General features: G+C 70.6%; 26 protein-coding genes. 13 read left to right on the top strand and 13 right to left on the bottom strand.

Annotated features, from left to right (window positions below; all coding sequences use genetic code 11):
- Nucleotides 1-60: 60 nt before the first annotated feature.
- Entirely contained in the window at nucleotides 61-330 is a 270-nt protein-coding gene (locus tag F4560_RS45815; RefSeq protein ID WP_312869662.1) for a DUF2530 domain-containing protein, read from the bottom strand.
- A gap of 295 nt (nucleotides 331-625) precedes the next feature.
- Between F4560_RS45815 and F4560_RS35270 the strand changes: the two genes are divergently transcribed.
- From F4560_RS35270 to F4560_RS35295, 6 genes are all read left to right on the top strand, one after another.
- The gene (locus tag F4560_RS35270; protein WP_184927426.1) at nucleotides 626-2,119 is read left to right on the top strand and encodes an NCS2 family permease; all 1,494 of its coding nucleotides are present in this window, start codon (nucleotides 626-628) and stop codon (nucleotides 2,117-2,119) included.
- Nucleotides 2,120-2,169: 50 nt separating this feature from the next.
- The gene (locus tag F4560_RS35275; RefSeq protein ID WP_312869663.1) at nucleotides 2,170-2,601 is read left to right on the top strand and encodes a MarR family winged helix-turn-helix transcriptional regulator; all 432 of its coding nucleotides are present in this window, start codon (nucleotides 2,170-2,172) and stop codon (nucleotides 2,599-2,601) included.
- Nucleotides 2,602-2,605: 4 nt separating this feature from the next.
- Nucleotides 2,606-3,931, top strand: coding sequence for an MFS transporter (locus F4560_RS35280; RefSeq protein ID WP_312869664.1), 1,326 nt, complete (start codon nucleotides 2,606-2,608; stop codon nucleotides 3,929-3,931).
- A 10-nt stretch (nucleotides 3,932-3,941) separates the two neighbouring features.
- A complete protein-coding gene (locus F4560_RS35285) occupies nucleotides 3,942-4,706 on the top strand; it encodes an ABC transporter permease (protein ID WP_312869665.1) in 765 nt (254 codons plus the stop codon).
- 156 nt (nucleotides 4,707-4,862) lie between these two features.
- Complete coding sequence (locus F4560_RS35290) at nucleotides 4,863-6,473, top strand: ABC-F family ATP-binding cassette domain-containing protein (RefSeq protein WP_184927428.1); 1,611 nt, start codon at nucleotides 4,863-4,865, stop codon at nucleotides 6,471-6,473.
- Nucleotides 6,474-6,477: 4 nt separating this feature from the next.
- Nucleotides 6,478-6,888: a hypothetical protein gene (locus F4560_RS35295; RefSeq protein WP_184927429.1), complete on the top strand. Its 411-nt coding sequence runs from the start codon at nucleotides 6,478-6,480 to the stop codon at nucleotides 6,886-6,888.
- A gap of 188 nt (nucleotides 6,889-7,076) precedes the next feature.
- On the opposite strand, the gene F4560_RS35300 is transcribed toward F4560_RS35295, so the two are convergent.
- Nucleotides 7,077-7,607, bottom strand: a complete 531-nt coding sequence (locus F4560_RS35300) for a flavoprotein (RefSeq protein WP_184927430.1) — start codon at nucleotides 7,605-7,607, stop codon at nucleotides 7,077-7,079.
- The gene (locus F4560_RS35305; RefSeq protein ID WP_184927431.1) at nucleotides 7,604-9,085 is read right to left on the bottom strand and encodes a helix-turn-helix domain-containing protein; all 1,482 of its coding nucleotides are present in this window, start codon (nucleotides 9,083-9,085) and stop codon (nucleotides 7,604-7,606) included. The genes F4560_RS35300 and F4560_RS35305 overlap by 4 nt, the downstream gene beginning before the upstream one ends.
- Nucleotides 9,086-9,459: 374 nt before the next feature.
- Here F4560_RS35305 and F4560_RS35310 point away from each other — a divergent pair, with 374 nt between their 5' ends.
- Nucleotides 9,460-10,035: a bifunctional DNA primase/polymerase gene (locus F4560_RS35310; protein WP_184927432.1), complete on the top strand. Its 576-nt coding sequence runs from the start codon at nucleotides 9,460-9,462 to the stop codon at nucleotides 10,033-10,035.
- A complete protein-coding gene (locus F4560_RS35315; RefSeq protein WP_184927433.1) occupies nucleotides 10,032-10,349 on the top strand; it encodes a hypothetical protein in 318 nt (105 codons plus the stop codon). Before F4560_RS35310 ends, F4560_RS35315 begins: the two co-directional genes overlap by 4 nt.
- Nucleotides 10,350-10,463: 114 nt before the next feature.
- Here the strand turns inward: F4560_RS35315 and F4560_RS35320 are convergent, their stop codons facing one another.
- On the bottom strand, nucleotides 10,464-11,963 hold the full coding sequence (locus F4560_RS35320; RefSeq protein ID WP_184927434.1) for a glutamate-cysteine ligase family protein: 1,500 nt from the start codon (nucleotides 11,961-11,963) through the stop codon (nucleotides 10,464-10,466).
- 162 nt (nucleotides 11,964-12,125) lie between these two features.
- Between F4560_RS35320 and F4560_RS35325 the strand changes: the two genes are divergently transcribed.
- A complete protein-coding gene (locus tag F4560_RS35325) occupies nucleotides 12,126-12,902 on the top strand; it encodes a TrmH family RNA methyltransferase (protein ID WP_184927435.1) in 777 nt (258 codons plus the stop codon).
- A 35-nt stretch (nucleotides 12,903-12,937) separates the two neighbouring features.
- Nucleotides 12,938-13,555, top strand: a complete 618-nt coding sequence (locus tag F4560_RS35330) for a DUF2537 domain-containing protein (protein WP_184927436.1) — start codon at nucleotides 12,938-12,940, stop codon at nucleotides 13,553-13,555.
- A 4-nt stretch (nucleotides 13,556-13,559) separates the two neighbouring features.
- Here the strand turns inward: F4560_RS35330 and F4560_RS35335 are convergent, their stop codons facing one another.
- Both F4560_RS35335 and F4560_RS35340 read right to left on the bottom strand, forming a co-directional pair.
- Nucleotides 13,560-15,410 carry an ABC transporter ATP-binding protein gene (locus tag F4560_RS35335; protein ID WP_184927437.1) on the bottom strand — a complete coding sequence of 617 codons (1,851 nt, stop codon included), beginning with the start codon at nucleotides 15,408-15,410 and terminating at the stop codon, nucleotides 13,560-13,562.
- Nucleotides 15,407-17,170, bottom strand: coding sequence for an ABC transporter ATP-binding protein (locus tag F4560_RS35340; protein WP_312869667.1), 1,764 nt, complete (start codon nucleotides 17,168-17,170; stop codon nucleotides 15,407-15,409). Before F4560_RS35340 ends, F4560_RS35335 begins: the two co-directional genes overlap by 4 nt.
- Before the next feature lie 91 nt (nucleotides 17,171-17,261).
- On the opposite strand from F4560_RS35340, the gene F4560_RS35345 reads away from it, so the two are divergent.
- The gene (locus F4560_RS35345; protein WP_312869668.1) at nucleotides 17,262-17,501 is read left to right on the top strand and encodes a hypothetical protein; all 240 of its coding nucleotides are present in this window, start codon (nucleotides 17,262-17,264) and stop codon (nucleotides 17,499-17,501) included.
- On the opposite strand, the gene F4560_RS35350 is transcribed toward F4560_RS35345, so the two are convergent.
- The 5 genes from F4560_RS35350 to F4560_RS35370 form a co-directional block, all read right to left on the bottom strand.
- On the bottom strand, nucleotides 17,502-17,930 hold the full coding sequence (locus tag F4560_RS35350) for a hypothetical protein (protein ID WP_184927440.1): 429 nt from the start codon (nucleotides 17,928-17,930) through the stop codon (nucleotides 17,502-17,504).
- Nucleotides 17,923-18,297, bottom strand: a complete 375-nt coding sequence (locus tag F4560_RS35355; protein ID WP_184927441.1) for a hypothetical protein — start codon at nucleotides 18,295-18,297, stop codon at nucleotides 17,923-17,925. The genes F4560_RS35350 and F4560_RS35355 overlap by 8 nt, the downstream gene beginning before the upstream one ends.
- A 39-nt stretch (nucleotides 18,298-18,336) precedes the next feature.
- Nucleotides 18,337-18,687, bottom strand: coding sequence for a hypothetical protein (locus F4560_RS35360; RefSeq protein WP_184927442.1), 351 nt, complete (start codon nucleotides 18,685-18,687; stop codon nucleotides 18,337-18,339).
- Between the two features lie 128 nt (nucleotides 18,688-18,815).
- Entirely contained in the window at nucleotides 18,816-19,742 is a 927-nt protein-coding gene (sepH, locus tag F4560_RS35365) for a septation protein SepH (protein WP_184927443.1), read from the bottom strand.
- Between the two features lie 145 nt (nucleotides 19,743-19,887).
- Nucleotides 19,888-20,187, bottom strand: coding sequence for a sensor histidine kinase (locus F4560_RS35370; RefSeq protein ID WP_184927444.1), 300 nt, complete (start codon nucleotides 20,185-20,187; stop codon nucleotides 19,888-19,890).
- A 59-nt stretch (nucleotides 20,188-20,246) separates the two neighbouring features.
- On the opposite strand from F4560_RS35370, the gene F4560_RS35375 reads away from it, so the two are divergent.
- Nucleotides 20,247-20,618 (top strand): hypothetical protein, encoded by a 372-nt coding sequence (locus tag F4560_RS35375; RefSeq protein WP_184927445.1) that lies wholly within the window; start codon nucleotides 20,247-20,249, stop codon nucleotides 20,616-20,618.
- Between the two features lie 95 nt (nucleotides 20,619-20,713).
- Here F4560_RS35375 and serC read toward each other — a convergent pair whose 3' ends face one another.
- Together serC and F4560_RS35385 are read right to left on the bottom strand one after the other, a co-directional pair.
- Complete coding sequence (gene serC, locus F4560_RS35380) at nucleotides 20,714-21,847, bottom strand: phosphoserine transaminase (RefSeq protein ID WP_184927446.1); 1,134 nt, start codon at nucleotides 21,845-21,847, stop codon at nucleotides 20,714-20,716.
- A 138-nt stretch (nucleotides 21,848-21,985) separates the two neighbouring features.
- Nucleotides 21,986-23,098 carry a citrate synthase 2 gene (locus F4560_RS35385; protein WP_184927447.1) on the bottom strand — a complete coding sequence of 371 codons (1,113 nt, stop codon included), beginning with the start codon at nucleotides 23,096-23,098 and terminating at the stop codon, nucleotides 21,986-21,988.
- A gap of 184 nt (nucleotides 23,099-23,282) precedes the next feature.
- Between F4560_RS35385 and F4560_RS35390 the strand changes: the two genes are divergently transcribed.
- Nucleotides 23,283-23,585 carry an urease subunit gamma gene (locus F4560_RS35390; RefSeq protein ID WP_184927448.1) on the top strand — a complete coding sequence of 101 codons (303 nt, stop codon included), beginning with the start codon at nucleotides 23,283-23,285 and terminating at the stop codon, nucleotides 23,583-23,585.
- Nucleotides 23,586-23,605 lie beyond the last annotated feature (20 nt).

Here is a 23,605-nt window from a genome sequence, read left to right on the forward strand (position 1 = left end):
ACCGTGAGCACTCGGGCGCCGACCAAGCGCGGCGGGGCAGCACAGCGGTGGGGCGGTGGGTTAGTCCAGCCCTTGGCCGTGCTGGGCGGTGCGGCTGCCTCGGCGGGCGGCGGACCGTTGCCAGGTGAACACGCCGTAGCCGATGATCCCCAGCAGTCCGCCGGTCAGGCACGTCCACACCAGGACCGTGTCGCCCCCGCCGAACAGCAGCACGCCGACCAACGCCAGCAGCCACAGCGCCGTGCCCGCGACGATCGCGGGTACCGGGTCCGCCAGTTTGGGCGGTAGCGGCGGCGGGGGTGGGAGGGGTGTTGCGTCCTGTTCGGCCACGTCCGGCAGGCTACCTCGCCGAAACACGGGTGAGGCACGCTCTGTCAGCCAACACCGATCGACCAGCAACCCAGAACGACCAGCAACCCAGAACGACCAGCAAACACAGGTCGAGCTGCCGACACAGGTTGAGCTGCCCAAGCCACAGACCGAGCTGCCCAAGCCACAGACCGAGCTGCTCAAGCGCCACAGACCGAGCTGCTCAAGCAACAGGGCTGCTCAAGCCACTGAGCTGCTCAAGCTCCAGAGTCCTGCTCAAGCCACAGGGTTCAGCCACACAGATCCAGGAGACGCGATGGCCACCGCCGAAACACCCGCCGCCGACACGCCCGCCGGTGGCCCGGCCCGCTCCAAACTGGACGGGTTCTTCAAGATCTCCGAACGCGGCTCGTCGGTCGGCCGCGAGGTGCGAGGCGGGCTCGTCACGTTCGTGACCATGGCCTACATCGTCGTGCTGAACCCGCTGATCCTGGGCAGTTTCGCCGCCGACGACCCCGCCGCCAAGGTCGACGTGCTCGGCAACATCCTCACCATCCCGCAGGTCGCGGCGGTCACCGCGCTGGTCGCCGGGGTCATGACGATCCTCTTCGGCCTCGTCGCCAACTACCCGTTCGCGCTGGCCACCGGCCTCGGCATCAACTCGTTCGTCGCCGTCACGATCGTCCCGCAGGTGTCCTGGCCCGAAGCCATGGGCCTGGTCATGGTCAACGGGCTCGTGGTGCTCCTCCTGGTCGTCACCGGCGTCCGCACCGCCGTGTTCAACGCCGTCCCTGCCGAACTCAAGGCCGCCATCGCGGTCGGTATCGGGTTGTTCATCTGCTTCATCGGCCTGGTCGACGCCGGTTTCGTGCGCCGACTGCCGGACGCGGCGGGCACCACGGTGCCGGTCGGGCTCGGCATCAACGGCTCGATCGCCTCCTGGCCGACGCTCGTCTTCGTGGTCGGCCTCGTCCTCACCGGCATCCTCGTCGCCCGCAAGGTCAAGGGCGCGATCCTCATCGGCGTGCTCGCGGCGGCCGTGCTGTCCATCGTGATCGAAGCCATCGTCCAAGTCGGGCCGTCGAAGGGCGTCAACCCGTCCGGCTGGAACCTCGGCTACCCCGCCCTCCCCGACCAGGTGTTCGGCCTCCCCGACCTCTCCCTCCTCGGTGACGTCTCGTTCGGCGCCTGGACCCGGATCCCCGCGCTCGCCGCCGCACTGCTCGTCTTCACGCTCGTGCTCACCGACTTCTTCGACACCGTCGGCACTATGACCGGCCTCGGCAAGGAAGCCGGGCTCATCGGCAAGGACGGCCAGCTGCCGGGCGTCTCGAAGGCCCTGTTCGTCGACGGCCTGGGCGCGGTCGCGGGTGGGGCGGCGTCTTCGTCGTCCAACACCGTCTACATCGAGTCGGCGTCCGGTATCGCGGAGGGCGCGCGGACCGGGCTGGCGAACGTCGTCACCGGCGTGCTCTTCCTCGCCGCCATGTTCCTCACCCCGCTGTACGCGGTCGTGCCGATCGAGGCGGCGGCGCCGGCTCTGGTCATCGTCGGCGCGTTGATGATCATCCAGATCAAGGAGATCGACTTCAGCGACTTCTCCGTCGGCCTGCCCGCGTTCTTGACCATCGTGGTCATGCCGTTCACCTACTCCATCGCGAACGGCATCGGCGCGGGGTTCGTCAGCTACGTGGTCCTGCGCGCGCTCACCGGACGGGCGCGCAGCGTGCACCCGCTGATGTGGATCGTCGCGGCGGCGTTCGTCGTCTACTTCGGGATCGGGCCCATCCAGGCCCTTCTCGCCGGCTGAATGCGAGATTTCACATCCTGGGCGGCGAGATCGTGAGGTATGCTAACTACGTGGTGGAGACCGAGGCGGAAGTGGGACTGGCGAGCCGGCTGCGGCTGGCCGTGGTCCGGCTGACCCGTCGGCTCCGCGCGCAGCGGGTGAACTCCGCGATCTCGCTCACCCAGGTGTCCGCGCTGTCCACGCTGCACAAGTGCGGACCGCTGACGCCGGGCGAGCTGGCCGCGAAGGAAGGCGTCCAGCCGCCGTCGATGACCAGGGTGATAGCCGCCCTGGAGGAGTACGGGTTCGCCACGCGCCGCCCGCACCCCACCGACGGCCGCCAGGCCATCGTGGAGCTGAGCCCGTCGGGGCTCGACTACATCAACGAAGAGGTGTCCGCCCGGGAAGCCTGGCTGGACAAGCGGCTGGCCGAGCTGACACCGGAGGAACGGGGCGTGCTCTCGCGCGCCGCCGAGATAATCGACAGGATGGCGGGGCAGTAACGACGTGCCGGCGTACGCGGGTGGGGCAGAGACCGATCAGCTCGATCGCAACACAGCCGCACCCCCGCCCAAGCGCCCGAAGATGTTCGGCTCGCTGCGCGTCCGCAACTACCGCCTGTACGCGTCCGGCCAGGTCGTCTCGCTCATCGGCCTGTGGATGCAGCGCGTCGCGCAGGACTGGCTGGTGCTGGAGCTGTCCGACGGTTCGGCCGTCGCGCTCGGTGTCGCCGCCGCGCTCCAGTTCGCGCCCACGCTGTTCCTCTCCCTGTGGGCCGGCGTGCTGGCCGACCGGATGGACAAGCGCAAGCTGCTGCTGTTCCTGGAGAGCGCGTTCGCGCTGTGCGCCCTCGCCCTCGGCCTGATCGACGTCACCGGGGTCGCGGAGCTGTGGCACGTCTACGCGCTGTGCCTGCTGATGGGCACGGTCAGCGCGATCGAGACGCCGATCCGGCAGAGCTTCGTGGTCGAGATGGTCGGCCGCGACCAGCTCACCAACGCGGTCGCGCTGAACTCGATGACGTTCAACCTGGCCCGGATGGTCGGCCCGGCGGTCGCCGGTGTGCTGATCATCGTGATCGGCACCGGCTGGGTGTCCATCATCAACGCCGTCACGTTCGCCGGCGTGATCCTCGGCCTGCTGCTGATGAACCCGTCCAAGCTCTACCGGGCCGGTCCGGTGCCGCGCGAGAAGGGCCAGCTGCGGGAGGGCCTGCGGTACGTGCGGCAGCGGCCGGACCTGGTGATCCTGCTGGTCCTGGTGTTCTTCATCAGCACGTTCGGGCTCAACTTCTTCGTCACGCTCGCCGTCCTGGCCCGCAACACGTTCGGCGGTGACGCCGCCGCGTACGGGCTGCTGTCCACGATGCTGGCCATCGGCACGTTCGCCGGTGCGACGCTCGCCGCCCGGCGCAGCACGCGGGGCAAGCCGCGGCTGCGGTTGCTGATCATCGGCGCGCTGGCGTTCGGCGTGCTGGAGGTCGCGGCGGGCCTGATGCCCACGATGTGGCTGACGGGCGCGATGCTGATCCCGGTCGGCATCGGCATGATGACGTTCACGACCACCGCGAACGCGACCGTGCAGCTGGCCGTCTCACCCGAGATGCGAGGCCGGGTCATGGGCCTCTACATGCTGGTCTTCCTGGGTGGCACGCCCTTGGGCGGCCCGGTCATGGGCTGGCTCGCGGAGCACTTCACCGCCCGTGCGCCGATCGTCTTCGGCGGTGCGGTGTCGATCGTGGCGGCCGTGGTGGGCGGGATCGTGCTGGCCCGACGGGGTGGCTTCACCCTGCCGACGCGCCGCCTGGGTCTGCGCCGCCGCTCACGGGTCTGACAATGTCCGGGTGGTCATCGCGACGGACTGGGTCCGGCTGCTCGTCGTCTGTCTGATCTTCACCGCGGTCGCCGGCGCGGTGGTGTGGTGGGCCGGGTTGGCGTCACCCCGGCCGGTCGTCCGGGCCGCGGTGCGGGCGACGACGCAGCTCGCGGCGGTGTCGGCGGTGATCACCGTGGTGTTGGCGTCGCTGCCGCTCACGGCCGGTTTCCTGGTGCTGATGGCCGCCGGCGCCACGGGCACGTCGGCCGCGCGCACGAAGACCGGCCGTCGTGGCGTGTGGGTGGCCGCCGCGATCCTCGCCGGGACGCTGCCCGCGATCGCGGTGCTGGTGGCGAGCGGCCTGGTGCCGGTGCGGGGGATCGCGCTGGTGCCGGTGGGCGGCATCCTCATCGGTGGCGCGATGACCGCGACCACGCTGTCCGTCCGCCGTGTGCTCGACACGCTGCGGGACCGGCACGGCGAGTACGAGGCCGCGTTGGCGCTCGGCTTCACCGAACCGGTCGCGGTGCGGGAGCTGATCCGCCGGCCGGCCGCCGAAGCCCTGATCCCGGCGCTGGACCAGACCCGGACGGTCGGCCTGGTGACGTTGCCGGGCGCGTTCGTCGGGATGTTGCTCGGCGGTGCGCCGGTGTGGCAGGCGGGCGCGTTGCAGCTCGTCGTGCTGCTGGGCCTGTTGGCGGTCGAAGCGGTGGCGATCGCGGTGGTGGTGGAGCTGGTCGCGCGCGGTTTCGTGCGCAGGACTGGTGCACCGACCGAAGTTAGGCTAACCTAAGTCTCGTCGCTTCGTGGTGGGAGCGGCAGTCAGTTCGGGAACAGACGAGGCCCCGCCTCCCGGCCGTACCACCGGGAGACGGGGCCTTGTCGTACGCGAAACTGTCGTACCCGAAACTCGGGTGCCGACGGCGGGCGTTCCTGTCACGATCGGACCGTGTTGACAGCCAGGAACGTGACGCTGTCGTTCGGTCCCCGGATCGTGCTCTCGGAGGTGGATCTCGATGTTCCCGCAGGTGAACGTGTAGGCCTCGTCGCGCCGAACGGCGTCGGCAAATCGACCCTGCTGCGAGTCCTGGCGGGTGAGCTGACCCCGGACACGGGCACCGTCACCGCGCGCGGGGCGGTCGCCTACCTGACCCAGGAGACCGACATCCGGCCCGGCGAGTCGCTGCGGGACCACCTGGCCCGTCGGACCGGCGTCGCCTCCGCCGTCCACGAGTTCGAGGTCGCCACACAGGCCCTGACCGACGGCACGCCGGGAGCCGACGACGCCTACGCGCGGGCGTTCGACCGGTGGACCGCGTCCGGCGCGGCCGACTTCGCCGAACGCGCCGACGAGGTGTGCGACCGGCTCGGCCTGCCCGCGACCCTGCTGGACGAACGCGGCTCGGGTGAGCTGTCCGGCGGGCAGTCGGCCCGGCTGCGGCTGGCCGCCGTCCTGCTGACCACGGCCGACGTGCTGCTGCTGGACGAGCCGACGAACGACCTCGACCTGGCCGGGCTGGACCTGCTCGAATCGCACGTCCTGCGCAGCCGGGCCGGCATGGTCCTGGTCAGCCACGACCGCGAGTTCCTGGCCCGCACCGCGACCGCGATCGCCGAGCTGGACGAGTTCAGCCACGGGGTGACGGTGTTCGGCGGCGGGTGGGACGCATACCTCCAGGAACAGGCCAACGCGCGGCGGCGGGCGCAGGAGGAGTACGAGGCGTACGCGGCCAAGCGCGACACGCTGACGCAGCGATCGCGGCAGACGCGGGAGTGGTCGCGGCAGGGCGTGCGGCGCAACGCGAAGTCGGACGAGAGCGACAAGTTCATCAAGTTCTTCCGCAAGCAGGGCGCGGAGAACCTGAGCGCGAAGGCGTCCATTGTGGACCGTCAGCTGGCGCGGCTGGAGGAGGTCGAGGAGCCGCGCGAGCCGTGGGAGCTGCGGTTGACGCTGCCGACGGCGGGGCGTGGCAGCCAGGTCGCGTTCACGTTGCGCGGCGCGGTGGTGAGTCGTGGTGACGTGACGCTCGGGCCGATCGACCTCACCATCGGCGCGGGGGAGCGGTGGCGGATCACCGGTCCCAACGGTTCCGGCAAGTCCACGCTGCTCGGAGCCCTGCTGGGACGTCTGCCGCTCGACGCGGGCGATCGCAGCCAGGGGCCTGCGGTGGTGGTGGGCGAGGTGGACCAGGTGCGTGCCGACTTCGCCGTGTCCGAGTCCGTGCTGGACGTCGTCACCGCCCAGACCGGGCTGGCGAAGGTGGAGGCGCGGACGTTGCTGGCGAAGTTCCGGGTCGGTGCGGACGCCGTGCTGCGGCCCGCGCGTTCGCTGTCGCCGGGTGAGCGGACCAGGGCGGGGCTGGCCGTGCTCCAGGCCAGGGGCACGACGTGCCTGGTGCTGGACGAGCCGACCAACCACCTCGACCTGGCCGCGATCGAACAACTCGAACAGGCGCTGGAGGACTACGAGGGCACGCTGCTGCTGGTGACCCACGACCGGCGGCTGGCTGCGGCCGTGGGGGTTGACCACACCTTGGACGTGCGGAGCCTGGCAAGATAGGCGCATGGGCACCGAGGAGGACTGGCCGATCGAGCAGACGTGGTCACTGCGCAACACACATTGGCACGCCTATGTGGAGCACACCTCTCTCGACCACGCCTCCCCGCGCCAGGAGCGCTTGGAGCGGACGCCGGAAGAGGTCCTGACCACGCCGACCGAGGTCGCGGCGTGGCTGGAGGTCAACCTGCGGAGCGCGACGAAGCCCGAGGAGGCCGGGAAGAAGCGGGCCAAGGACGAGCGGGACTTCTCCGACTCGAACCGGGTGCACGCCTCCATCGCGTCGGCGGGCGAGAGCATCTACACCGGCGTGAAGGGCATGTTGACCCTCGCGGTGGAGGCGGTGACGCCCGACGAGTGCCGCAGTTCGCACGACGGCGCCGACGTCGCGCCGCTGAAAGCCGGCCGCCGCCGCTGACCCGCTGCTGACGGCCGGGCCTGTCGCGCCAAGATCACCCAAAGGCGTGACGGTTGCCGGGGATGAATGGTAATGCCGGAAGCGTTGCGAGAGAAATGAGGTGCGGCACTCAGCTCGGCCTCTGCCTGGCACCCGACGGCCTGGTACCCGGAAGCTTGGTACCGAAGCTTGGTACCCGGAAGCCTGGATCAAGGAGGGCTTGGCATCGACAGTCGCAGCACCTCGGGCCAATCGAACGCGGCAAGCCCGTCATCCCCGCGAGACGCCACGGAGTGAGGGTCCAGGAACACGGCCCCGGCGCCGGAGAGCCGCTCGACGCTCCCGGCGTAAGCCGGGTGCTTTCGCAGCGACGCCTTCACACACGGAACGACGGTGATCGGCACGCCGACACCCAACAGCTCGTTCAGCACCCCGAGCGCTGTCGTGTCGTTGATTCCCGCCGCCCACTTGTTGATCGTGTTGAACGTCGCCGGAGCGACCACCACCGCGTCGGCTTCCGGTAGTGAGTCGGCCTCACGTGGCAGCCGGGGACGTGTCCGCACCAGGCATCCGGTACTCGCTCCGAGCTGATCGAGATCTATCCACGATGCGGCGGTCGGCGTGGCGATCAGGCACACCTGCCGGCGGAGGTCGTGGAGGAGACCGACGAACTCGGCGATGTTCAGCACTGGTGGCGCAGCCGAAACGACGACGTAGACACAGCGGCCGGCCTCGATCACGGCAGGACCCCCGCGCGTTGAGCGAGGCTCCTCAGCCCAGGCATCTGAACCCGGCGCTCACGGTTCATCAGCTCGGAGATCAGCGACCGAGCTGCTGTACCGCCAAGCACCAACTCGGGCGCGATCCGTTCGGTGTCGAGGAGATGGATCAGGGCAGGCATGTCCTCGTTGAGCTGGTGGTGCGCCCAGGCGCTGTCGAGGTGGTATTGCGCTTGGCGTCCACGGAGACCACTCGCCATTGACCCGACGTCGATCTGCTCGGCGATCGACAGCGTGGCGCGCGGGTCGGTCAACGCCACAGCGGCCGACATGCGGTGGATGCGGACGTTCGTCGGGCCGAAAGCCGTCCAACCTATGTTGCGGTCGCCGCCAAGCCGTTCCGCGAGGCTCTCGGCATGATCGAGCCGTCTGGTGGCCTCGGCGCGGTCGTTCCGCCGGGCGGCGATGATCGAGCTGATGAGCGTCAATGCTCCCCGCCAGGTAAGGCTCTCGGGATCTGTCCCCGTGATCGATTCGGCGCAGTCCACGGCCGTCGATTCGGCTTCGTCGTGCTGACCGAGTTTCAGCAGCGCGCAAGCCAACTGGTAGCCGGCCGCGGCTTGTCCGAATGAATCACCGGCCTTGAGGGCTGCCTTTCCGGCTCGATGCGCGGAGCCCAAGGCGGCAGCGCCGTTCCCGGCCTTGGTCTCCAGCTTGGCGGCGGCTATCGACGCGCTGCACTCCAGGTGGAGTGCCTGACGCCGGTGAGTTGCCGGACCTTCGTCGGCCAAGGCGTGAATGGCCGCCATCAGCGGCGGCAGAGCCAGCGTGACCTCTTGGTAACGGGCCGCCTGATATGAGTGGTGTGCCTGCCTCACGAGGGTGTTGGCGTTCTCGATCGTCGGTTTCTGCCGGAGTTGGGCCAACAAAGTTGTGGTGCGGCAGGCGGGATCAAGCATCGGCATGGCGGCTGCGGCGATGCCACCGCCGAGGAGTGAGCGTCGAGTCAGTGGGCTCATGGTCTCCCATTCGGCAGCGGGCGTGGCATTACCGGCTGTCGGAGCCATCATGCCGGACTCGTCCAAGAGCGGGCCGAGGCCACAGGCCCTCATCCTCTCCGCGTCGACCGGTACCAAGATCTGGCGACCGTCGACGATCACGGGCAGCAATGCGCCAGACGTCGATAGGGCGGTGTTCGGCGGTCCGACCTCGCTTTCGAAGTATTGCCGCGACCCTTCCCGCTGCACATCGGACGTTGGCGACCTGGCCGGCATCCGGAACCACAGCAGGTCGGACGGGATGCCGAGCGCACGGGCCCAGCGCATGAGCTTGTTCAGGTTGGCGATCCGTTCACCGTTCTCGATCCGGCTCAATCTCGTCTGGGTGATGCCGACCCACCCGGCCGCGACCTCTTGGGAGATGTCCCGGCCGTGGAACGGATGGGTCCGGAAGGCCCGCATCACAGTTCCCATGTCGTAGGTGGCCAGGGCCTCCAGCATCTGCGGGGTTCGCCAGAACGAAGGTGCGACGCGAGGCGGTTCGGCCAGGTGATCGCGGGCGGCTCTTGTGCAGGTGTGGCACAGCGCGCCGCGGTTGTCACGCGCCAGCCGCGTACCGCAACGGCACAGCCGTACCCGTTCGTGCGTTCCCATTCGCCTCGATCCCGCTTTGTTGTGTGGTGACGCTTAGCATCGGTCGGACGACGCTACGTGTGTCGATGGACTGGCGCCATGCCCTGCAACGCATATCGATCATGTGGTTTCGCGTCAGATCACGCGCGCCGCTACAGCGGAAGCTTCTGTCCGCTCCCACCGCCTGGTGCTGCGAGCCACTCGCCTTCACTCCGCAGAGGTCTCCCAAGAAGGGCAAGGCAATGCCGAGCATCACACCGGGTACCCCCGCACCCACGACTTCGCAGGCCGCCCTGAGCTACGCCGAACTGGGCTGGCCCGTCCTACCGGGAGCCGTCTGGCACGACGGACACTTCGCCGACCCTGTGAGCGGACTGCCCGTCACCAACCCCTGCCTCAGGCCCAGTGAGGAGGCGACCACCGACGTCGCGCTGGTGCGGGAGTGGTGGGCGACTCCAGGATGGCGCGAGGTCAACGTCCTCACCGTGACCTGTTCGACCCTGGGTGCGTTCGCGGTGGCAGAGCCGCTTGTCATGGCCTTGGCCGACGATCCCTGGTTCACGGCCCTGCCGACGCCGGTGTTGGCCTTCCCGAACATGCCCATCGCCTACTTCCTCGTTCGGCCACCGATGCCTGCGGTGCTGGTGAGCAACAACGCATGGGTGGTGGATGCGGGGATGCCGGTGCCGCTGCCGCCCAGTCACATCGACACCACACCGGTGATCTGGCTGGTCATCCCGCAGCAAGCGGGCAACGTGCTGATTCCCGGTGACGCGTTGGCCGACCTCATCCAGAGCTACGAGAGGCAGAGCGCGTGAACGAGCCGGCAGACGTCGTGCAGAACACGGGCACGGACGCAGTCTTCGCCGCGCTGCTGTGCGAAGCGGCACATGAGGATGCGCCACGGCCATTCGCCATCGTGGAGGAGTACGGCGAACGGGAACGGACCCGGGTGGCCGGCTACGGCTTGGCCTACGACGACCGTGCCGAAGTCAACTCTGTGGAGGGTGACTTCCGGCTGGACTCAGCCAGCGCGGAGCACGCGCGGACGCTGTTCGAGATCAGCTCCCGATCGGCTGGGGTACGGCGTACTCATGTGGTGTGGTTGGGCGACACGACCCACAGGCGGTAGGACGACCTGAGCCTGAGCGTCGACCGCGACAGGCGGCCAAGCGTGGGTGGTGGCCCAAGCCCGAACCCAGGCAGTAGCCCGCCGCGCTCGACACGCGGCGGGCTGGTGAGCTGACTACAAGCCGACGGGCCAGGTGTGCACGGGCTCGCCCGCGTGCGACAGCTCGACGTAACGCCCGAGCATCGCGCTCAGCGCGGCGTCCCGGTCGGCCCCGCGCTCCTCCAGCAGCGCCACGGTGTCGCGCTGCCACTGCGACCCCGTGCGCCGCGCCAGGCACCGCGCCTCGATCACCCCGAGGTAGCGTTCGCGTGCCGCGTCGGACACGCCGCACGCCCGCAGCCCTTCGTGCGCGAGGGGCAGCAGCCGGCGCAGGACGAGTTCGTCCGGCGGCACCCAGCCGATGCCCGGCCAGTAGAGCTGCGCGCCCATGCCGTGCCGTGACCCGGCGTACAGGTTCTCCTCCGCCGCGTGGAACGACATCTGCGTCCACAAAGGACGTTCCAGGGTGGTGAGGGCGCGCTGGGCGCCGTAGAAGAACGCGGCGTTGGCCATCGTGTCGAGCACGGTCGGCCCGGCCGGCAGCACCCGGTTCTCCACCCGCAGGTGCGGCACGCCGTCGACCACGTCGTACACCGGCCGGTTCCACCGCCACACGGTCCCGTTGTGCAGCCGCAGCTCCGTCAACGACGGCGTGCCGCCCGACCCGAGCACGTCCAACGGGTCCTCGTCGCCGGTCTCCGGCAGCAACGCCGGGAAGTAGCGCACGTTCTCCTCGAACAAGTCGAAGATCGACGTGATCCACCGCTCCCCGAACCACACCCGCGGCCGCACGCCCTGGTTCTTCAGCTCCTGCGTGCGCGTGTCCGTGGCCTGGAGGAACAGCGGTATCCGGGTTTCGTGCCACAGCGCCCGCCCGAGCAGGAACGGCGAGTTCGCCGCGATCGCCACCTGCACCCCGGCCAACGCCTGCGCCACGTTCCAGTGCGCCGCGAAATCGTCCGGCGCGACCTGCAAGTGCAGCTGCACGGACGTGCAGGCGGCCTCCGGCATGATGGATTCCGCGTAGCTGGACAGCTTCTCGCCCGCCCGGCCCGGCAGCGGCGAGCCTTCCATGGACAGCACGACCTCTTCCCCGCGCGCCGCGAGGATCTGGTCGTTCAACGTGGTGTACCGCGCCTGCTGCGACAGCCACCGCCGTTCGAAGTGCTCCTGCCGCAACGTCGGCAGCACCCCGATCATCACGATCGACGTCCCGGCGTCGTGCGCCTTGTCGTCGGCCGACGCCAGCGTGGAGACGAGTTCCCGCTCCAGGTCCAGCGTCTCGTTCCCGGCCAGCTCGCGCGGCGGGACGTTGACTTCGAGGTTGTGCTGACCCAGTTCCAGCGTGAACGACGGGTCGTCGATCTTCTCCAGCACCTCGGAGTTGGCCATCGCGGGCCGGCAGGCGGCGTCGACGAGGTTCAGCTCGATCTCCAGCCCCATCTGCTGTCGGGGGAAGGAAAAGCTCTCCTCCACCAGCATGGTTCCCAGAGCGTCCATGCACCGCTGCATGCGCTCGCGGTAGCGCTGGCGGTCCTCCCTGGTGAACGTCCGACTGGACACATCCGTACCCATGCCGCCTCCCAATCGGTAAGGGCTGCTCCGGCGGGCTTAGCGGAGGCCAACCGTGACACAGCAATTACCTGCCCGCCAGCGTCCAAATCGGTGCTCTCTGTCACATGCTGGTAACAATCAGCGAGAACGTGCTGGTTATCGCGGGTGTGGGACACTTCCACCGTGATCGAGATCGACGATCCGGCCGACCCCCGGCTGGACGACTTCCGGGACCTGTCGACGGCCGACCGCCGGCCGGACCGCCCCGGCGGCCGGGGACTGGTGATCGCCGAGGGCGTGGTGGTCGTCGAACGCCTCCTCGACTCGCCCTACCCGGTCCGCGCGCTGCTCGGCGTGCGCCGCCGCGTGGAAGCGCTGGGCGCACTCCCGGCCCCCGCGTACGTCACGTCCGCCGAGGTCATGGCCGAGGTGGTCGGGTTCCACCTCAACCGGGGCGTGCTGGCCGTCGCCGACCGCGCGCCCCAGTCGGACCTCGCCGGGCTCGTCGCGTCGTCCCGCCGGCTGGCCGTGCTGGAAGGCGTCGGCGACCACGAGAACCTCGGCTCGCTGTTCCGCAACGCCGCCGCGCTCGGCATCGACGGCGTGCTGCTCGGCCCGGGGTGCAGCGACCCGTTGTACCGGCGCAGCGTGCGCGTCTCGATGGGGCACGTGCTGCGCGTGCCGTTCGCGTCGTTGCCAGACCTCGCCGAAGGCTTCGACCTGCTGCGCCACAACGGTTTCACGGTCGCCGCCCTGACCCCGCGTGCCGACGCGACCGGCCTGGCCGACGCCGGGCTGCGCGGGCGCAAGGTGGCCGTGCTGCTCGGTTCGGAGGGTCCCGGCCTCACCGAAGAGACCATCGCGGCGGCCGACGTGGCCGTCCGCATCCCCATGGCGGGCGGTGTCGACTCGCTGAACGTGGCGACGGCGGCCGCGATCGCCTTCTACGCGATCGCGTGAACCGCTAGGTTCTGACCGACCAGAGGAGGACGTTGGTGGAACTGCGGGTCCAGGACGGCAAGGCCGTGGTCGCGGGCCGCGACGACGCGGGCGAGCGGGAAGTCGACCCCCACGCCCTCCCGCTCGGCGCGGGCCTCGCCGACGCGTTGCACGAGTGGGCGAAGGTGGCCGACGCGGTGGCGCGCACCGACGCGCCGTCCGACGGCGCCGCGAGCGCCCTCGTGACCAGGCGCGGACGCCAGTTGGCCGGCCGGTTGGCCGCGGACATGCGCACAGCGGTCGAGTACACCGACCCGGTGACCGGTGAACTGGTCGTCGTCGACGCGCCCGCCGAGACCGACGCCGAACCCGAGTCGGTCGAGGAACCGGAGGCGGAAGCGCCGGCACCCCAGGAGGAGACCCCCTGGGGCACCGGCCTGACCGTCACGCTGATCGTCGCCGCCGTGGTGACGTTCACCGTGTACACCCTGTCCGTCGGCCTGGGTGAGACCAGCCAGTGGCTCGCGCTGCTGGCGAACGCCCTGGTGGTCGGCGGCATCGCCCCGTCCGTGTGGCTGGCCCGCAAGACGCCGGTGTGGCGGTGGGTCGCCTACGGCGTCGTCGCGGGTGTCCTCGCCGCCTGGCTCTCCCTCCTGCTGACCACCCTTCTCTAGCCCGTTACGCCAGGGACTCCCGCCAGGCGGTGTGCAGGGCGGCGAACCGACCACGCCCGTCGATCAGCTCCTCCGGCGTGCCGTCCTCCACCACCCGGCCGTCGGCGAGCACCAGCACCCGGTCGGCGATCATCACCGTCGACAGCCGGTGGGCGATGATGAACGCCGTCCGGTCGGCCAGCACGGTCTCCAGGGCGCGCTGCACCGCCCGCTCGGTCGGCACGTCCAGGCTGGACGTGGCCTCGTCCAGCACCAGCACCGCCGGGTCGGCCAGGAACGCCCGCGCGAACGCCACCATCTGCCGCTGCCCGGCCGAGAGCCGCCCGCCGCGCTTGCGCACGTCGGTGTCGTAGCCCTCGGGCAGCGCCCGGACGAACCGGTCCGCGCCGACCGCCAGCGCCGCCGCCTCGATCTCCTCCCGCGTCGCCGACGGCCGGCCCAGCGCGATGTTGTCCAGCACCGACCCGTCGAACAGGAAGTTCTCCTGCGTCACCATGACGACCGCGCGCCGCAGGTCCACGTCGGCCACGGACCGCAGGTCGACGCCGTCCAGCAGCACCGCGCCGGACGTCGGGTCGTAGAACCGGGCCACCAGCTTGGCCAGCGTGGTCTTGCCCGCGCCGGTCGCGCCGACCAGCGCCACGGTCTGCCCGGCGGGCACCGTCAGGTCGAACGCCGGCAGCACCACCGGCGTCGTGTCCGAGTACCGGAACCCGACCCGGTCGAACCGCACCGACCCGCGCACGTCGCCGAGCGGCGTCGGCTCGTCCGGTTCGGCCACCTCGGGCCGTTCCTCCAGCAGGCCGGAGATCTTCTCCAGCGCCGCCGTCGCCGACGCGTAGGCGTTGGCGAACATCGCGAGCTGGTCGAACGGGTCGTAGAACCGCCGCACGTACAGCGTGAACGCGGCCAGCACGCCCAGCTCCAGCTGCCCGTCCGCGACCCGCAGCGCGCCCCAGGCGAGGATCACCGCCAGCGACAGGTTGCCGATCACCCGCACCAGCGACGTGAACGCGGCCATCACGCCCATCGCGTCGGTGTTGGCGTCGCGGAACTTCCCGTTCAGCTCGCCCATGATCTTCTCGTTGCGGCGCTCCCGGCGGAACGCCTGCACCGCGCGGATGCCGTTCATGGTCTCCACGAACTGCACGATGATCTTCGCGATCGCGCCGCGGGTGCCCCGGTAGGCGCGGCCGGAGCGGCGGTTGAACCAGCGGGTGAGCAGGATCAGCGGCAGGAACCCGGACAGCACCACCAGCGCCAGCGGCACGTCCAGGTACAGCAGCACCACCGAGATGCCCAGCAGCGACAGGATCGAGGTGAAGAACCCGTCCAGGCCCTCCTCCACGAGGTCCTGCAACGAGTCGACGTCGCTGGTCAGCCGGGAGATCACCTTGCCGGACGTGTACTTCTCGTGGAACGACACGGACAGCCGCTGCACGTGCCGGAACACGCGTTCCCGCAGCACCAGCAGCATGTCCTGGCCGATCCGGCCGGTGAGCCGGACGAACGACCAGCGCAGCAGCGTCGCGGAGATCGCCACCGCCACGTACCCGCCCACGCACCACGCCAGGATGTCCGGCCGGCCGTCCAGCGCGGCCGGCACCCCGGCGTCGATGGCCACCGCGATCAGCAGCGGACCGGCCAGGTTGACCAGGTTCTCCGCCACCACGATCACCAGCGCGAGGATCGCCGCCCTGGTGTGCGGGCGGACCAGCTCGCCGAGCAGCCGCCGCGACCGGGCCTGCAACTTCACCCCGGTCGCGTAGTCCACGTCGACGTCTTCGGCGGCGACGCCCCGCCACGCTTCCTCGCCGCGCTCTTCGCCTTGCGCCGTCGGTTCGGTGGTCGTCACGCCGCCACCTCCTCATCCTCCATAGTGGACAGCAGATTCCGGTAGTCCTCGTTGTCCGCCAACAGTTGCGTGTGCGTGCCGGTGGCCGCGATCTTGCCGTCGACCAGCATCGCCACCCGGTCGGCCAGCTGCACCGTGCTCGGCCGGTGCGCGACGACCAGCGCCGTTACGCCCTTGAGCACGCGGCGCAGCGCGGCCTCCACCTCGGCCTCGGTGTGCACGTCCAAAGCGGACAGCGGGTCGTCCAGCACCAGCACCGCCGGGTGTCCGACGACCGCCCGCGCCAACGCCAGCCGCTGCCGCTGACCGCCGGACAGGGACAGGCCCTGCTCGCCGATCCGGGTGTCCAGGCCCCACGGCAGGGCGTCCACGAACTCCTCGGCCCGCGCCACCTTCAACGCCTCGCGGACCCGTTCCTCGCTGACGTCCTTCGCGCCCAGCGCCACGTTCTCGGTGACGCTCGCGGAGAACAGGATCGGCTCCTCGAACGCCGTGCCGACGACCCGGCGCAGCTCTTCGAGGTCCAGCTCGCGCACGTCCACGCCGTCGAGCGTGACGCGCCCGCCCGTGACGTCCGCCAGGCGCGGCACCAGCGCGGTGACCGTCGTCTTGCCCGAGCCGGTCGCGCCGACCAGCGCCACCGTCTCGCCCGGCCGGATGTCCAGGTCGACGCCGCGCAGCACCTCGTGCTCCGAGCCGGGGTGCCGGTAGCGGACGCCCTCGAACCGCACGTGCCCGCGCACCGGGGTGGTGGCGGGCCTGGGGTTCGCCGGGCTGGTCACGGTCACCTCGGCGTCGATCACCTCGAAGTACCGCTCCAACGCCGAGGCGGTCGAGTTCGTCTCCGCCAACAACCACCCGATCGAGTCGATCGGCCAGCGCAGGTAGGCGCTTACCGTGACGGCCGCGACAAGCGTGCCGACGGTGACCGTGCCGTTCGCGATGCCGACCGAGCCGAACGCCAGCTGACCCGCGATGCCCAGCTCGGGCAGCACGATCAGCACCGCCCACAGCCCGGCGAAGATCCGCACCTTGGCCAGCTCCGTGTCCCGCAGCTCGCGGGCCTGCCGGAGGAACCGCTTGGTCAGGTGCGGTCCGCGGCCGAACGCCTTCAGCACCCGGATGCCCAGCACCGACTCCTCGACCACGGTGGTCAGGTCGCCGGACTGGTCCTGCGCCCGGCGGGCGACGACCTTGAACTTCGACTCGAACAGGTACGACAGCGCGACCAGCGGCAGCGTGCTGGCCAGCACGATCAGGCCGAGCACCGGCGAGAGCCAGAACAGCACGCCGAGCCCGACCACCACGACCAGGCTGTTGACGACAAGGAAGATGACGGCGAAGCCGACGAACCGCCGCACCTGGGTCAGGTCGGTGGTGCCGCGGGACAGCAGCTGCCCCGATTGGTATCGGTCGTGGAAGGCCACTTGCAGATCTTGCAAGTGGTGGTACAGCTCGGCCCGCATCCGCGCCTCGACGTCCGACGCCGGTCCGGCGATCAGCTTGCGGCGGGCGTAGAACAGCGCCGCCTCGGCGCAGCCGAGCAGCACGATGACGCCGATGAGCAGCGGCAACGCGTCCAGGTCGCGGCCGGCGATCGGGCCGTCCACGATCTGTTGGGTGATCAGCGGGATCCCCAGCCCGCACATCATCGCGAGCATGGTGGCGACCATCCCGAGCACCACCGGTGTGCGCACGGGTTTGAGGTACGGCCACAGCCTGCGCAGTGTCGCGGCTGTGGAAGTACGTTCTTCCGACACGAGTCCCCCTCCGGTCCACCATGACGGTACGAAGGTGGACCGACAATCGGCATCCGGTTTTCCCTCGTCCGACCCTGCAAGCTCGACATAGGTGGAGGTCAAGATGGAGGTGCGGTTCCTGCGCGCCGAGCCGACCATGGCGTTCCCGCGCGGCAGGCTCCTGGCGGTGCGCGGAGGGCGGTTGCACGTGCTCGCGCCGGACGGCTGGGACGTGCTGGGCGGCGTCCGGCCCGAAGGCGCGCGGCCGGTCAGCCGGGACGACGCGGCCGAGTGGTGCCGGTTCGAGGGGTTCGACGAAGCGGTGCTGGACGCCGTCCCGTCACCCGAATAGCTACTTCTTGCGCAGCATGGTCGGCGCGGTGATCAGCCCGGCCGCGCCGTAGCTGACGCCCGCGAACAGGGTAAGCACGGTCCACTGGTCGCCGAGGTCGGCGAACTGCTCGGGCAGCTTGAAGTAGTGCGCGAGGCCCAGCAGGATCGGCCCGGTCAGGATGATCGGCCACACCGGGCGGACCTTCAGCAGCCACAGCACCGGCCCGGCCAGCAGCGCGCTGAGCAGCAGCGCGACCGGCAGCCCGATCACGATCAGCAGGATGAACGCGCCCAGGCTGGTCTCGTTGACGACCCGGTCCAGCAGCCCGGCGCGGTAGGCCCAGATCCAGGCGATGAGCAGCCCGGACCCGACGGCGGCCGACACCAGGACGCGCACGAGCACCTTGAACGCGAAGCCGCCTGCGGTGGTCCCCGGGGTGTCAGTCACGGGCAGAAGTGTGGCCGACCGGGTGCCGTGCTGTCACCGGGGCTGCCAGCACGAACCCGATGACACCGGCCGCGACCGCCCCGGCGGGCACCGACACCCACACGGTCAGCAAGGTGAGCACGGCGGTGAACGTCACGCCGACCGCCGCGAACCCGAGCGGCCGGTCCTGACGGGCGGCCTTCAGCACGATCCAGCCGATCAGCACGCCCACCACCAGGCTGATCGGCATCGCGAACAGGCCCATCGCCAGGCAGTCCCAGTCGTCCTTCGAGCAGATCGCCCCGGACGCGATCAGCTCCCGCAGCCCCCACCAGGCCGCGCCCAACCCGGCGCCCAGCACCGCCCCGACGATCACCCGTCCCAGCATGACGCCCGGTTACCCCCTTGATCACTCCCGGTAAACCGCTCACGCCGCGAGCAGTGCGGCCAGCAGGAACGACACCGCGCCCAGCAGCACCGCCCAGGGTGAGAACGGGATGTCCCGCAGTGCCGTGATCACGCCGAGCACCAACGCCACCACGACGCCCGCAGCCGCCGTGACGCCCGGCCGGTCGATCTGCCGCTGGTCCAGCACGAACCAGGCCGCGAGCCAGCTCACCATCGCCCACACCGGCGCGAGCAGCACTACGGCGATCTCGCAGCCGAGGAAGCTGGGGTCGCAGCTGGGCGTCAGGGCGAGGTAGAGGAGCCACCAGCCGAGGCCGAGGACCGCGCCCAGGCCGGTGACCCAGACGACCCGCCGCGTCAGTTCCCCCATGCGAGTGATGTTCGAGCACGGCCCGGGGCGGTGTCTTGAGTACTCCTACGCAAACAGGGCCCCCGCTTCGGCGGAGGCCCTGCCCTGCGATCCGTGCTGCGATCCGTGCTGCCGCGATCTCTCCCGGCTCAGCCGCGGTTGGAGCGGACGCCCAGCAGGACGTCTTCCCACGACGGCACGATCGGGTGGTTCTTCTTGCCGCGCTTGGGCGGCGCTTCCTTGCGGGCCGGCTGCTTGGCCCCGGCTCCGGCCCCGGTCCCGGCAGCGGGCTGCTGCTGCTGGGGCGGCGCCGTCGGCTCCTCGGCCACCGGTGCGGGTTCCGGCTCCACCACGGGCAGCGGCTCCGGAGCGGGGGGAGGCTGCGGCGCCGGCTCCTGCGCGAGGATCTCCGGCTCGTCCAGCTTCTCCAACCTCTCCAGCTCCAGCGCCTGGCGGGCCAGCTGGGTCACCGGCCGGACCGTGCGCAGCGTCCGGTTGGGGTTCGGGTCCATGAGTTCCATGGCGCCGTCGTCCAACGCGGTCACCGTGCCGCCCTGCGCGCCGGGGTGGAACGCCCAGTGCGCCAGGTTGTCCGACCTGCCCGCGGTCCAGTGCAGCTGGACGACCCACCGGCCGTCCTCACCGCGCCACGAGTCCCAGCTCACGTCGGCGTACTCCTGGCCGCGCAGGCCGAAGGAGTGCGCGACGACCTCGCCGAGCGTCTGCACGTCAGGCCCGTCCTCGCGGACGGGGTGCGCGCGCTGCGCCAGCTCCGCCGTGCGCGACCGCTCCAGCAGCACCGGGTACGCGTACCGCTCCACCCGGTGGGCCGGAATGCCCGCCGCCGCCGCGACTTGCGCGACGGATTCGCCGGCGCGGATCCGCGCCTGGATCTCCCGTGGCCGCATCTGGCTCTCCACCTCGATCTCGATCTGGCCGAGTCGGGTGAGGTCGCCGCGCGCCGCCGCGCGCAGCCGTTCATCAGCCGGGAGCGCGAAGCGCTCGCCGCGATCCGGGTCCTCTAGGATGACGGTCTTGCCGTCGTCTTCGAGCCCGATGACTCGCAACGCTCGCATCATGGCCTCCCGGATGACTCACCTCGCCAGGTACTGACGTTAATGCGGCGCGCCGCCTTGACGCGGGAGACTCGCCGTGTTCACCGATATCTTCATGTGATCTTGCCGTATGTCGGCGGTGTCCGCACGTCCGTTACCGGAAGGTTCACCTCGACCGCCGGCCCGCCGTCCGGATGGCCTGCGCGGTGACGGCGCCCTGGTGGGCGTGCGCGATGGACCGGACGACGGACAGGCCGAGGCCCGCGCCGGGCGTGCCGGCGCCGCGCAGCCGCCGGAACGGCTCGAACAGGCCCGGCACCACGTCATCGGGCAGGACGGGGCCGGTGTCGGCCACGATGAGCGCGGGCCGGCCGTGCGCGCGAACCTGGACCGACACGTTGCCTCCCGGGTAGTCGTGCAGGACCGCGTCGCGCACGAGGTTGACCACCATGTGCATGAGCAGCACGTGGTCGCCGGGGACCTCCAGCGGCTCCAGGTCGCTGCCGAAGTACAGGCCCTCGCCGAGTGCGGCTTCCCGAAGTGCCTGGTCGACCAGCAGGGTCGAACCGCACCGGGTCGCGCCGGGACAGGCAGCGGTCGCTGCGGGCGAGCAGCAGCAGGCCGTCGATCAGCCGTTCGGAGCGGGCGTTGGTGGCGAGCAGGTGCGCGGTCGCGGTGATCTCGTGCAGCGGCTCCAGCACCCGGCCGGCCATCAGCCGGCCGACGACCCCGGCGAGCCAGTCCTGGCCCGCCGTGGTGCCACTGCCCGCCCTGCTCGGCGGGGTGGGGTGGGGTGGCGATGGTGGTCGGGGCCGTCGCCGGCGCCTACCCCGCCATGCCGGCGCCTACCCCGCCATGCGGGCGGCCCGCCTGTCACTCACCGAAGCGCTCGCGTAGCACCCGCCTGAAAAACACTGCGGGCCTGAAAAACACTGCGGGGCCCGCCAACCGGCAGGCCCCGCAGTGGGAAACACAGCAGTACGAGACAGAGCTCAGAGCTTCGACACGACCCAGTCGACGGCCTTGGTCAGCGTGCTCACGTCGGTCGGCTCGACCGCCGGGAACATCGCCACCCGCAGCTGGTTGCGGCCCAGCTTGCGGTACGGCTCGACGTCCACGATCCCGTTGGCGCGCAACACCTTCGCCACCGCGGCGGCGTCCACCGAGTCGTCGAAGTCGATGGTGCCGACGACCTGCGAGCGGTGCGCCGGGTCCGCCACGTACGGCGACGTGTACGAAGTGGACTCGGCCCACGAGTACAGCCGCGACGACGAGTCGGCGGTGCGCTCCACGGCCCACGACAGGCCGCCGTTGCCGAGCATCCACTCGATCTGGTTGTTCATCAGGAACAGCGTGGCCAGCGACGGCGTGTTGTACGTCTGGTCCTTCGTGGAGTTGTCCAGCGCCGTGGTCAGCGACAGGAACTCCGGCACCCAGCGGCCCGACGCGCCGATCTCCGCGACGCGCTCCAGCGCGGCCGGCGACATGAGCGCGATCCACAGCCCGCCGTCGGAGGCGAAGCACTTCTGCGGCGCGAAGTAGTAGACGTCGAAGTCCGACGCGTCGACCGGCAGGCCGCCCGCGCCGGAGGTGGCGTCGATGGCGACGAGCGCGCCGTCGGACCCGGCGGGCCGGGCCACGGGCACCGCGACACCGGTCGACGTCTCGTTGTGCGCCCAGCCGACCAGGTCGGCGCCCTCGGCGTAGGCGATCTCGGGCGCGCTGCCCGGGTCGGCCTTGACCACGATCGAGTCACCCAGGAACGGCGCGTCCGAGGTGACCTTCGCGAACTTCGACGAGAACTCGCCGTACGTGAAGTGCTGGGCGCGCTCACGCACGAGACCGAACGCGGCGGCGTCCCAGAACGCGGTCGTGCCGCCGTTGCCCAGGACCACCTCGTAGCCCTCGGGCAGCGAGAACAGCTCCCGCAGCCCGGCGCGCACCGAGCCGACCAGGGACTTCACCGGCTTCTGCCGGTGGGACGTGCCCATCAGCGCGGCGCCGTCGGCCGCGAGGGCCGCCAGGGCCTCGGGACGGACCTTGGAGGGCCCGCAGCCGAACCTGCCGTCGGACGGCAGCAGGTCGGAGGGCAGGACCAACGTGGTCGGGTCGGCGGTCTGGGTCATCGCGAAGCCTCCGGTTACCGGGGAGGGGGACGGCACGACCGGCGCCGTTGCCGGGCCTTCAGTGTTGCAGCCGAGTGGCCGGGCGGTGACAGCCGGGTGTCGCTGGTCACGCCACGCGGGGTGGAAACAACCTGCTTGTCAGGCGATCTCGTCCCAACCCTCCACCTCGGACGGCTTGCGCGGGCCCGGTCCGATGTACTTCGCGGCCGGTCGGACCAGCCGGCCGGTGCGCTTCTGCTCCAGGATGTGCGCCGACCACCCGGCGGTCCGGGCGCAGGTGAACATCGCGGGCATCATGTGCGGCGGCACCTCGGCGAAGTCCAGGATCACCGCGGCCCAGAACTCGACGTTCGTCTCGATCGCCCGGTCCGGCCGGCGTTCCCGCAGCTCGGCCAGCGCGGCCTGCTCCAGCGCGTCGGCCGCCTCGTAGCGGGTCGCGCCCAGCTCCAGGCACGTCCGCCGCAGCACCCGCGCCCGCGGGTCCTCCGCCCGGTACACCCGGTGGCCGAAGCCCATCAGCCGCTCGCCCCGGTCGAGGATGCCCTTCACGAACCCGCGCGCGTCGCCGGTCCGCTCGACCTCCTCGATCATCGGCAGCACCCGCGCCGGGGCGCCGCCGTGCAGCGGGCCGGACATGGCGCCGATCGCGCCCGACATGGCCGCCGCGACGTCCGCCCCGGTGGAGGCGATCACCCGGGCGGTGAACGTGGAGGCGTTCAGCCCGTGCTCGGCGGCCGACACCCAGTAGGAGTCCAGTGCCTTGACGTGCGCCGGGTCCGGCTCGCCGCGCCACCGGGTCAGGAACCGCTCGGTGACGGTGGCGCACTCGTCGATCCGGCGCTGCGGCACGGCGGGCCGGCCGATGCCCCGCGCGGACTGCGCCGCGTACGACAGGGCCATCACGGACGCCCGCGCCAGCTCTTCGCGCGCCTGCTCGTCGGTGATGTCCAGCAGCGGCTGGTAGCCCCAGATCGGCGCCACCATCGCCAGCGCGGCCTGCACGTCCACCCGCACGTCACCGGTGTGCACCGGGATGGGGAACGGCTCGGCCGGCGGCAGGCCGGGGCCGAACCGCCCGTCGACCAGCAGCGCCCACACGTTGCCGAAAGTGACCTGACCGGCCAGGTCCTCGATGTCCACGCCCCGGTAGCGCAGGGCGCCACCGTCGCGGTCCGGTTCGGCGATCTCGGTGCGGAAGGCGACCACGCCCTCTAGACCTGGTCGGAAGCCGTCGTCCTCGGTCTGCACCACGCTGTGCGCTCCTTCTCCGCGAAAGTGAAGAGTTGGAGAAACCTTGCTCCCCAAGAGACTCCCTGGCAATCGCGGGTGCGCGTGTCGTCGGTCACGATCAAGGAACCGATTCAGAGCGAAAGTGATCGTTAAGGCCTTGTTTCGGCTCGGCGATCCCGGGGGTTTCCCGTGGTAGACCACCGCCATGCACCTGACGCCGCACGAGCGGGACAAGTTGCTGGTCCACGTCGCGGCCGACGTCGCCCGCAGGCGGCTGGAGCGCGGCGTCACGCTGAACTACCCGGAAGCGGTGGCCCTCATCACCGACCACGTGCTCGAAGGCGCCCGGGACGGACGCACGGTGAGCGAGCTGATGGACAGCGGGCGGCACGTCCTCACGCGCGCCCAGGTGCTCGACGGCGTGCCCGAGATGATCGAGTCCGTGCAGGTCGAGGCGACCTTCCCGGACGGAACGAAACTGGTGACCGTGCACCACCCGATCGTGTGAACCCGGTCGGCGGAGCGGAG

This window comes from Saccharothrix ecbatanensis (genome assembly GCF_014205015.1).
GTDB classification, from domain to species: Bacteria; Actinomycetota; Actinomycetes; order Mycobacteriales; family Pseudonocardiaceae; genus Actinosynnema; species Actinosynnema ecbatanense.